At 69.7% G+C, this 8,856-nt stretch carries 11 protein-coding genes and 2 pseudogenes; 10 read left to right on the top strand and 3 right to left on the bottom strand.

The genetic code is table 11. From position 1 onward, the window contains the following. Positions 1-80 precede the first annotated feature (80 nt). The 9 genes and pseudogenes from pcaH (at position 81) to JNW87_RS29945 (ending at position 6,177) form a co-directional block, all read left to right on the top strand. The gene (gene pcaH / locus JNW87_RS29980) at positions 81-809 is read left to right on the top strand and encodes a protocatechuate 3,4-dioxygenase subunit beta (protein ID WP_375373562.1); all 729 of its coding nucleotides are present in this window, start codon (positions 81-83) and stop codon (positions 807-809) included. Beyond that, positions 809-1,426: a protocatechuate 3,4-dioxygenase subunit alpha gene (pcaG, locus tag JNW87_RS29975; RefSeq protein WP_238454816.1), complete on the top strand. Its 618-nt coding sequence runs from the start codon at positions 809-811 to the stop codon at positions 1,424-1,426. The genes pcaH and pcaG overlap by 1 nt, the downstream gene beginning before the upstream one ends. After that, the gene (locus tag JNW87_RS29970; RefSeq protein ID WP_238454815.1) at positions 1,413-2,483 is read left to right on the top strand and encodes a lyase family protein; all 1,071 of its coding nucleotides are present in this window, start codon (positions 1,413-1,415) and stop codon (positions 2,481-2,483) included. Before pcaG ends, JNW87_RS29970 begins: the two co-directional genes overlap by 14 nt. After that, complete coding sequence (locus JNW87_RS40925; protein WP_238454814.1) at positions 2,375-2,854, top strand: hypothetical protein; 480 nt, start codon at positions 2,375-2,377, stop codon at positions 2,852-2,854. Before JNW87_RS29970 ends, JNW87_RS40925 begins: the two co-directional genes overlap by 109 nt. Next, positions 2,851-3,642, top strand: a pseudogene (gene pcaD, locus JNW87_RS41750) (3-oxoadipate enol-lactonase); the annotation flags it as partial. The gene JNW87_RS40925 and the pseudogene pcaD, both read left to right, overlap by 4 nt. A 54-nt stretch (positions 3,643-3,696) precedes the next feature. Beyond that, a complete protein-coding gene (gene pcaC, locus JNW87_RS41745; RefSeq protein ID WP_375373561.1) occupies positions 3,697-4,095 on the top strand; it encodes a 4-carboxymuconolactone decarboxylase in 399 nt (132 codons plus the stop codon). Between the two features lie 250 nt (positions 4,096-4,345). Then, positions 4,346-4,488: pseudogene (locus tag JNW87_RS29955) on the top strand (IS256 family transposase); the annotation flags it as partial. 352 nt (positions 4,489-4,840) lie between these two features. Continuing rightward, positions 4,841-5,341 (top strand): hypothetical protein, encoded by a 501-nt coding sequence (locus tag JNW87_RS29950; RefSeq protein WP_238454812.1) that lies wholly within the window; start codon positions 4,841-4,843, stop codon positions 5,339-5,341. A 491-nt stretch (positions 5,342-5,832) separates the two neighbouring features. After that, positions 5,833-6,177: a hypothetical protein gene (locus tag JNW87_RS29945; RefSeq protein ID WP_109804617.1), complete on the top strand. Its 345-nt coding sequence runs from the start codon at positions 5,833-5,835 to the stop codon at positions 6,175-6,177. Positions 6,178-6,259: 82 nt separating this feature from the next. Here the strand turns inward: JNW87_RS29945 and JNW87_RS29940 are convergent, their stop codons facing one another. The 3 genes from JNW87_RS29940 to JNW87_RS29930 form a co-directional block, all read right to left on the bottom strand. After that, the gene (locus tag JNW87_RS29940) at positions 6,260-6,802 is read right to left on the bottom strand and encodes a hypothetical protein (protein ID WP_238454811.1); all 543 of its coding nucleotides are present in this window, start codon (positions 6,800-6,802) and stop codon (positions 6,260-6,262) included. Between the two features lie 142 nt (positions 6,803-6,944). After that, the gene (locus JNW87_RS29935) at positions 6,945-7,361 is read right to left on the bottom strand and encodes a YeeE/YedE thiosulfate transporter family protein (RefSeq protein ID WP_109804620.1); all 417 of its coding nucleotides are present in this window, start codon (positions 7,359-7,361) and stop codon (positions 6,945-6,947) included. Next, positions 7,361-7,870: a YeeE/YedE thiosulfate transporter family protein gene (locus tag JNW87_RS29930; RefSeq protein ID WP_368666285.1), complete on the bottom strand. Its 510-nt coding sequence runs from the start codon at positions 7,868-7,870 to the stop codon at positions 7,361-7,363. The genes JNW87_RS29935 and JNW87_RS29930 overlap by 1 nt, the downstream gene beginning before the upstream one ends. A 701-nt stretch (positions 7,871-8,571) precedes the next feature. On the opposite strand from JNW87_RS29930, the gene JNW87_RS29925 reads away from it, so the two are divergent. Then, positions 8,572-8,856 (top strand): hypothetical protein (locus JNW87_RS29925; protein WP_238454810.1); only part of this gene is annotated, 285 nt, incomplete at its 3' end.

The raw sequence follows: 8,856 nt of genomic DNA, 5'->3' as shown, positions 1-8,856 counted from the left end.
ATCCCGCCCCACCACCCCGGGCGACCCACCGCCCCGGCCCGGCCGATCTCCCACCCGGACAGGCCGACATCGACCGGGAAATCACCGAGACCCGGCAGCACGCCCGGACGCAAGCCGGGGACCGTCCCCTCCCCCACCACCCGACCCGCAACTACCCTCCCTACCGCAGCAGCCTGCTGCGGCACCCCAAGCGGGCACTCATCGCCGTCCGCGACCCCGAGGCCATCGAACTCACCGGACCCGCCTTCGGCGTCACCGACGTCACTGACCTCGACGCCGACCTCACCCGCCAGCACCACGGCGAGCCGCTCGGCGAACGGATCACGGTCTCCGGACGAGTGCTGGACCGTCAGGGCCGGCCGGTGCGTGGCCAGCTGGTCGAGATCTGGCAGGCGAACGCGTCCGGCCGGTACGCCCACCAGCGCGACCAGCACCCGGCCCCGCTCGACCCCAACTTCACCGGCGTCGGCCGATGCCTGACCGACGACCAGGGCCACTACCGGTTCACGACGATCAAGCCGGGCGCTTATCCGTGGCGCAATCACCGCAACGCCTGGCGGCCCGCCCACATTCACTTCTCGCTCTTCGGCACCGCCTTCACCCAACGGCTCGTCACCCAGATGTACTTCCCCGGCGACCCGCTCTTCCGCTACGACCCGATCCTCAACTCCGTCACCGACGAGTCAGCCCGACAGCGCCTGGTCGCCGGGTACGACCACGACCTGTCCAGTCCCGAGTGGGCCCTCGGCTACCAGTGGGACATCGTGCTCGACGGCCCGGCCGCGACCTGGATCGAGGAGGGCCGCTGATGGCCACCGACAGCGTCACACCGGCGGGCCGGCTCGCACCTACCCCGTCCCAGACCGTCGGCCCGTTCTACGGCTACGCCCTGCCGTTCGCTGGCGGCGGCGACGTGGCCCCGCTCAGGGATCCCCGCACCATCACCCTGCACGGGCGGGTGTACGACGGCGCCGGGCAGCCCGTCCCCGACGCGTTACTGGAGTTCTGGCAGACCACCCCGGACGGCACCACCCCCCGGATGCCCGGCTCGCTGCGTCGCGACCCGGTCACCGGCGCGGTCGCCGGCCGCAACGGCGTCGACTTCACCGGTTTCGGCCGGGTCCCCACCGACGCCGACGGGCACTACGTCCTGCACACGCTGCCGCCCGGCGCCCGGCCCGGCGCCGCGCCGTACCTGGCGGTGTGCCTGTTCGCCCGCGGCCTGCTGCACCACCTGTTCACCCGGATCTACCTGCCCGAGTACGCCGAGGCCAACGCCGCCGACCCCGTGCTCGCCGCGCTGGAGCCGCCGCGGCGCGACACCCTGATTGCCACCGCCGAGCGCGAGCGGACGTACCGGTTCGACATCCGCATCCAGGCCGGCTCCGGCCCGCACGAGGAGACGGTGTTCCTTGAGTTCAGCTGAGGTGCCCGATGGCAGCGGCAACCCGTTACCTCTCGGCGCGGACCTGGGCCTGCTCTCCCCAGTGCGGGCCGGCACCGCCGCCGAGGCGAGCACCGGCGACGCCGCGTTCCTGCAGGCCATGCTCGATGCCGAGGCGGCGCTGACCCGGGCGCAGGCCGCCCTCGGACTCGCCCCGGGGGCCGCCGCCGACGCCGTCGCCGCGGCGGCCCACGCACAGGCGTACGACCTGCCCGGCATCGCGGCCCGCGCCCAATCCGACGGCAACCCCGTCATCCCGCTCGTCGCCGACCTCACCGCAGCCGTCGCCGCACGCCACCCGACCGCCGCCGAGTACGTCCACCGCGGCGCCACCAGCCAGGACATCCTCGACACGGCCACCATGCTGGTCGCCAGCCGCACCCTCGGCCCCGTGCTGGACGACCTCGACCGCACCGCCGCCGCTCTGGCCCGGCTCGCCGCGGAGCACCGGACAACGCCGATGCCCGGCCGTACCCTCACCCAGCACGCCGTCCCGACCACGTTCGGACTCAAGGCCGCCGGCTGGCGCAGCCTGGTGCTTGACGCCCGGGACCGCCTGCACACCGCGCGCACGACGCTGCCCGCGCAGCTCGGCGGCGCCGCGGGAACGCTCGCCGCCTTCCACGCCTACGCCAGGTCCGCAGCACCGGCGCCGGGCGACGTGGGCCTGGCCCTACTCGCTCGGTACGCCCAGGAAACCGGCCTGGCCGAGCCGGTAATCCCCTGGCACACCCTGCGTACGCCGATCGCCGACCTCGGCGCGGCCCTGGCCTTCACCACCGGTGCCCTCGGCAAACTCGCCGCCGACGTTCTGGTGCTCGCTCGCACCGAGATCGGCGAGGTGGCCGAGGCGGCCGGCGGCGGATCCTCGGCCATGCCCCACAAGAGCAATCCGGTCCGCGCGTCCTCCTCGCCGCCGCGGCGCGCCAAGTGCCGGGGCTCGCCGCGGTGCTGCTCGGCGCCCTCGCCGCCGAGGACGAGCGCCCCTCCGGCGCCTGGCACGCCGAGTGGCAGACGCTCCGCGAGGCGCTCCGGCTGACCGGCGGCGCCGCCCGCGCGGCCAGCCACCTGGCCGAGCAGCTGCGGGTGCAACCACACCGGATGCGCGCCAACCTCGATCACACCCACGGGCTGATCGTCTCGGAACAGCTGAGCGCGACGCTCACCGCAGCGGTCGGCCGCGGTCCAGCCAAGCAACTCGTCGCCCGCGCTTCCCAGCGCGCCACGGCTGATGGGATCGGCCTCGACCGGGCACTGGCCGAGGAGGCTGAGCGAGCCGGCCTGTCGGACAGCCAGCTGACCCATCTCACCGATCCGGCCAGCTACCTCGGTTCGGCCGCTGTGCTCACTGATCAGGCGCTACGCCGCGGCGCCCGTTCCGCGCCCTCACCAGCAGGGGAAGATAGATGATAAGTGATCCGCAGCGACCGCTGCTGCACCACCGCCTCGACGGGCCCGACAACGCCCCGCCGTTGCTCCTCGGCCCGTCCCTCGGCACCTCCCTCGCCGTGTGGGAACCGTCGCTACCGGAACTCGCCCGCGCCCACCGGGTGCTGCGCTGGGACCTGCCGGGCCACGGGGGCTCCCCCACCCACCTGCTGCCCGACAGCCGACCGGGCGCCACATCCATCGCCGACCTGGCCCGGCTGGTCCTCGACCTGGCCGACCACCACGGATGGCCACAGTTCGCGTACGCGGGTATCTCCCTCGGCGGCGCCGTCGGAACCTACCTCGCCCGGCACCACCCGGACCGGGTCTGTTCGCTCGCCCTGATCTGTTCCTCCGCCCGCTTCGGTGAGCCGCGGTCCTGGTCCGATCGGGCCGAGCTGGTACGGGCCGAGGGCATGGCGCCGCTGCTGGCCGATACCCCCGGCCGTTGGTTCACCGCACGCTTCGCCAGCTCCGCCCGCGCCACCGCGCTCCTCGACGACATCGCCGCCACCGACCCGGCCGGCTACGCCGCCTGCTGCGACGCACTGGCCTCGTACGACATGGGCGACGAACTGCCTCGGATCGTGACGCCGACGTTGGTGGTCGCCGGTCGCGAGGACCCGGCCACCCCACCCGCCCACGCTCGTTGTCTCGCCGACGGCATCCCCGGCGCCAGCCTGCTGGAGGTGGCCGGCGCAGCTCACCTGGCGAACGTCGAACGCCCGGAGGTGGTCAACGACGTCCTGCGCCGCCACCTCACCGCCACCCGCCCACCGACCCCGGCCGGAGCGACCGACGACCCGGCCCACCGCGCCGCCGGCATGGCCGTACGTCGGGCTGTCCTCGGCGACGCCCACGTGGACCGCGCGACCGACGGCGCCACCGCCTTCACCGCGGACTTCCAGGACTTCATCACCCGCTACGCGTGGGGCGAGATCTGGTCCCGCCCGGGCCTGGACCACCGCACCCGATCTTCTATCACCCTCACCGCCCTGGTCGCCCGCGGCCACCTGGAGGAACTGGCGCTGCACGTCCGCGGCGCTCTGCGCAACGACCTGACGCCCGCCGAAATCGGCGAGGTGCTGCTCCAGAGCGCAATCTACTGCGGAGTCCCTGCCGCGAACGCGGCCTTCGCCGTGGCCGAGCGGATCCTGCGGGAGCAGGAAACCGACCTGAACCGGCTGGCTGCCCGGGGCCGCTCGCAGGACACGACCGGGTAGAGAACCAGCCACCTTACGTCGATGACCGGCCAGTACTGGTCAACCGCCCGGTACACGTACTGCCGGGGACCCCGTTGACGTTGACGCAGCTCCCATCGACGAACCAGCTATCGCCTGCCGCGGCGCGGGCGAACCGGACGGCGTCGGCCACCACCCAGGGGTGAACCGGCGGACCGCGACTAGGCCAAAGCGCAGGCAACAGCCCCGACGCGAGGGACACCCGCACGGGTCGGCGTTCTGAGTCGGTTGCGTGAAGCGGCCGATCCTGGTCGCCATCGACGGAGGCAAGGCCCTGCACGGGGCCGCGACCGATGTGTTCGACCACCCGGTGATCCAGCGCTGCCAGCTTCACAAATTCGGAACGTGAAGGACAAGTTGCCCGGGAAGCTGCGTGTGCTGGTGGAACGGCGCGAACCGCCGCGAGCGTCCACCTGCCTTTGCGGGAGGACAATGCCGCGGCGGCTCCGGCCCGGCCGCCAACGATTGATACTGTTCACGGCCCAGCGCGAATGGTGGAGTCGTCACCGTCGTGGTCGACGACCACCAGATTCATCACGCTGCTCGCACACGTCAGCACTGAGCTCGCCGACAACTGGGCGGCCAAGCCAGTTGGGGCGTGACCTGGTGCGCCCCAACAGCACTCGACCAGTCGATATCGAGACGTCTGACAACTTCGGGTCCGCCGAAGAGGTCCACGCCGGCGATTGCAGTGGAGGTTCGCTCCTGCGGAAGACACACTGAGCTGATGCCGACCATTGAGCCGAATGACCAGGCGCAGAACTGGCGAGTGCGAGCGTGGAACGACGAAGCGGTTGAGCGGCGCTTTCTCAAAGAGGACTTGATCGCAATCGGTGGGCCAGAAATGCCCGACCTATCGGAATGGCCGGGAGACGAGCCAATCCTCCGGATACTAAGGGCCGCGCTGCCAGAGCGGACGGAGCGCGCGTTCCCCGTGTTTGTGAGGTACTGGCGATCCTTCAGGCTAGACATGAAGCCTAACGATGTGGTCGTTGTGCCGATGCGGCGGCGCCGCGCCGCCGTAGGCGTAATCGTCGGAGACTACCGGTTTCAGGCTGACGAGGACGACCCGTACCTGCGGCATCGCAGGCAAGTCCGATGGACAGCCGAGATAGACAGATCGGCCCTCGACGAGAGTGTGCGCGAGGTTGTCAACGCACCGGGCACGCTGGCCCGGCTCCCGTTGGGGCCGATGCCTTCGTCCGCCACGAGCGGGCGCCGATGGTGAACTCGCACCTGTCGATCGCTTCACGGGCCGCATCCTAGGCTCCATCAGTGATGATCGGCACCATGCATACGGCACCGGCCGTCCGCACTGGAGATTGCCCGTCTACCGTCTTCAGGGGCTCAGGTTGACGTAGCGCTGCCAGCGCCGTCCGGGGCGAGTGTCCCAGGTTCGACCGAGCCATGTTCACCTGGCAGATGCTGCTGACCGTGGTCTGCGGCATGACAGTGCGGCGCGAGAATGAATCGCACGCGGACTGATGCCGCGACTACCCTGGTCGGGGACACCGGAAGGTGCGTCAGGTGAGGTTGTGGTGCCGGTGAACCCCGATGGGGAGAGTGACGCGTCTGTCGCAGGCCAGTGACCGTCTGGACGTGCATCTTCAGGCCCTTGCCCAGTGTCTTGATATACCGCTACCTGAGGACGCTAGCGACGAACATCAGCGGTGGTCACTCTATCAGAGGGCGATTTGCGGCGAGGCGTGCCATCCGAGGTTGCTCGCCGCGGTCTTCCTCGACCCAGACGACGTGCTGGTCGCGGCCGTGGTGGCCCAAATGATGGAGTGGGTTGATGTGGAACACCGCGAGCAGTGGATCGGGTTGGCACGCAACGAGAGCGACCGGCAGTATGCCTCCCGGCGTGCGCGAGAAGTCGACATCCTGCGGATCCAGGGCGCCGTTCCGAAACTCACCCGGGAGACGCTGTCGGCCTGGACTGACTCGCTTCAGATTCGGCTTGCAGAGACTTCCATGGCGGTGCGCACCCTCGATCACCTGGCGCAGTACGGCAGAACGAAAAGGATCCGGCGGACGGCGGCGAGACGGCTGGCCACTGTTTGACTTCCGAAACGCACTGATCTCGGCTACTTAGCGGCGTGCATCGCCGGCCCCGGGCCTGCAATGCTCGGCGCGAGCACGAAGGCTATGAGAGGTCGCGCAGAACACGATCAAGCGCAGCATCCACCTGTCGTCGGCCGTACATGTTGACCAAGGCCAAGTAGCACAGCCCGGGGGCGGCGGGCGTCCAGTTGTCCCGTCTGTCAGGTCGCAAGAGGTAGCGAAGCGTCGAAACGGGTTCGAATAGCACATAGTCGATCGCCCGGTGTTCCCAGCCGTCCTCGACGCCTCTGGACAGGTGCGCCTCGAAGTCGCCACGGGACATTGCACTGAGGCGGGCGAGGAGCATGACGCCCCACTGCGACAGGGACGTCGCGACGTGGAAGGCCAAGAGGCGAAGGTCGTACTGGTCGTCTCCGATGTGAAGCTCTTCCTGCATCCCGCGACGGGCAGCCTGGAAGAGATCCGGCGGTCCCCCGTCCACTGAGTCCTTTTCACGGGAGAGTGACTCGTTGACCGACGGGGCCCACCTATCTCGACCGGTCGCCATTCGTGGACTTCTGCGGGACACGATGAGCCAGTTGTCCGCGGTAACGACTGCGATGTTCAGCCCGAAGCTCGAACGCATGAAATCTGGGATCTGGCTCGGTTCCCGCCCGTCGAGGTACAGGCTTCTCCGCAGACCCCCAAATCAGCAGACCGTGAGCCAAGTCGGGTAAATCGGAAGTTCACCATCGCGGAGACGTGCCGTCCGAGTCGCTCGCGTTCGGCTACCGCTCGCAGGATCCGCTGTCGAGGTGGAAGTACCTCGTGTTGGCCCAGCGGCAGAGCCGGATGCCGACGACTATGCCGGCGATCGTGACCAAGGCGGGGAGGTACCCGCTGGCGACTTGCACGATGGGGATCGCCGGGCAGCCACCCGAGATCGCCCAGCCCGCGCCAAACAAGATTGCGCCGGGGATTACGCCGGCGTGGATGCGACCTGGGGTGCGGCGGACGCGCAATACGGCGAATACCACGACGATGATCGCTACGGCGCCGGCGAAGGCCAGGAACATGCGAAGATCCTGGAAGGTGAACATACGGTTCAGTTCGGCGTAGTCACCGAACCCGACGTTCGCGACGGTATAGCCGAGAGCCAGCCCAGCGATGATGTTAGCGACGAGTATCCCGCCCCGGGTACGCATCAGATCACCTTCCACAGCAGGAACGACACGAGGACGCCGGTGCCGAAGAAGACGGCAGTCGCGACGATGCTGACCGGCTGTAGCCGGCCACAGCCATTGAGCCCGTGACCGCTGCTGCACCCTCCGGCGAGACGGGTACCGAAGCCGACGAGTACACCGCCGACGAACAACGCGCCAATCATTTCGATCGGTTTGTCGGTCACGATCTGGCCGAAGGCGTCGCCCATGTCGAGGCGGAGCTGGAACCGGCCGGCGGTAACCGCCGCTATCCACCCGCCGACGAAGACCGACAGGAGCAGGGCGACCTGGCTGACCAAGGGTGCCGGGAGCAGGCTCGCCAGTGAGGAGCTCGGCGAGGCAGGTGGTCGCCCGTCCTGTCGCGGTGCCCGCGCGTCGCCGTGCGGGGCGGGATGCGCAGCAGGTGCCGCCGAACCGGCTCCGAACTGGTCGGCGGCGGCCGCGGCGAGAGCCTCGGCGAGGACACGTTCGTCAGCGAACTGCTCGTTCACCCGTTCGACCCGGCGTTCGGCGCGCCAGTGCAGCACGCGGTCCCACGCACCGGACACCCCGAAGGATCGATCGGTCGTGACGGCGTAGTTGATGGTGGTGAGAGCGAGCCCGACAGCCCCCGCCCACCAGGGCCAGTATTCAGTCATGCGGGACCTGCAATCCAATCTACGAGTCGGGTCCACCACCGGACCCGCCGAGGCGCCGGTGGGGCCGATGGAGTTCTGGAGGGGTGCGGACCCGGTGCGGACGAGCCGGGGTTGAAGCCTTGAGCGGGTGCCGGTACCGGGTTGAGCTCCCGGGCCGGCACGGCTCGAACCGCTGCGAGGACCCCGGATCGAGCCGTGACGGGGGTGTCTGGCGTGCCGTGTCCGACCCCGCACCGGCGGGTACGCGCCCCAGATATATCGCGTCGGCTCCATTCGGCAGGAGCGTGATCGGTACGAGCTGGCCCGTTCGGGACAGCTCGTACCGAGCGCACGTCCGCCAGCCCTGGGCACTGTCGCAGTAGTAGTTGCGCCAGGCGCTCAAGCTTGCGTTGAGCAGGGGGAAGAGGGGGCAGTCCTGAGCGTGTGAGCAGCCCATGTCACTCCGATCTGGCCAGCGTCACCCGGCGAATGGGTGGGATGGCATGAGTTGGAGGGGCAGGTCTCGGTCAGCAAGCATACATACCGTATGGACGACTGGCGATCGAGAGGCGATCATGTCGAACGCCGCTTTGATCAACGGCCTGGTCACGCCCCACTACGGCCTGGTCGCGGTCGGACGGCCGTTGCCCGTGGCCGATGACGCGGCCGCGTCGGCCGTCTGGTTCGCCCGACTGGCGCGGGGCCAGCCCCGCGCCCCGGTCGGCGCCGCGCGCCGAGCGTTCGCGCTGCGCGGCAAGCAGATCCCATGCCGGCGCGCCCTACGCCTCCGGCCACCGGGGGTGCTGTTGTTGTGGATCGGCGGACGTGTTGAAGCCGTGTGGGTGAGACCAGTCGGGAAG

This window comes from Micromonospora sp. ATA51 (genome assembly GCF_016802855.1).
GTDB lineage: Bacteria > Actinomycetota > Actinomycetes > Mycobacteriales > Micromonosporaceae > Micromonospora > Micromonospora sicca.
Note: the sequence above shows the minus strand (reverse complement) of the source record. Positions and strands in the feature narration are given on the sequence as shown.